Raw genomic sequence first — 500 nt, forward strand, 5'->3', positions numbered from 1 at the left:
GACATTAAAGTCTAGATTCTAGTGTCTAAACATCTAGTATCTCAAGAAAACAGTCTCATAGCTCAGCTGGTTAGAGCGCTACACTGATAATGTAGAGGTCGGCAGTTCGAGTCTGCCTGAGACTACAGGGTTGTCGAAAGACAGACGAGAAGTTTACCCTGAGCGTAGTCGAAGGGAGTCTGCCTTAGACTACGAAGCACTTAAGTGCTGAGTATGCCCACGAAGGTGGGTATCTTTTAAAGGAAATCGATAGGATTGTTTTTAAAAGAAACGTTCATTAAAAAAAAGGAAATTTTAGAAGTAGAGCAACCCAGTTAACGTTGCAGCGATTAGTTACTGTTAACTTTTAACTAAAGACTGTTCACTTAAACACGGGGGATTAGCTCAGCTGGCTAGAGCGCCTGCCTTGCACGCAGGAGGTCATCGGTTCGACTCCGATATTCTCCACTAGAGAGTACAAAGATAGAAGTACAAAGTATTAAGATGCGTCTTAATACTTA

Annotated in this window: 2 tRNA genes; both read left to right on the forward strand. The window is 42.0% G+C overall.

Going from position 1 to position 500, the window contains the following annotated elements:
* Positions 1 to 51 precede the first annotated feature (51 nt).
* Positions 52 to 125, forward strand: a tRNA-Ile gene (locus ACFSQS_RS16165).
* A gap of 248 nt (positions 126 to 373) precedes the next feature.
* A tRNA-Ala gene (locus ACFSQS_RS16170) sits at positions 374 to 447 on the forward strand.
* Positions 448 to 500: the final 53 nt, after the last annotated feature.

Origin of the sequence: Gelatiniphilus marinus (genome assembly GCF_042684345.1) — a bacterium.
Lineage (GTDB): Bacteria > Bacteroidota > Bacteroidia > Flavobacteriales > Flavobacteriaceae > Gelatiniphilus > Gelatiniphilus marinus.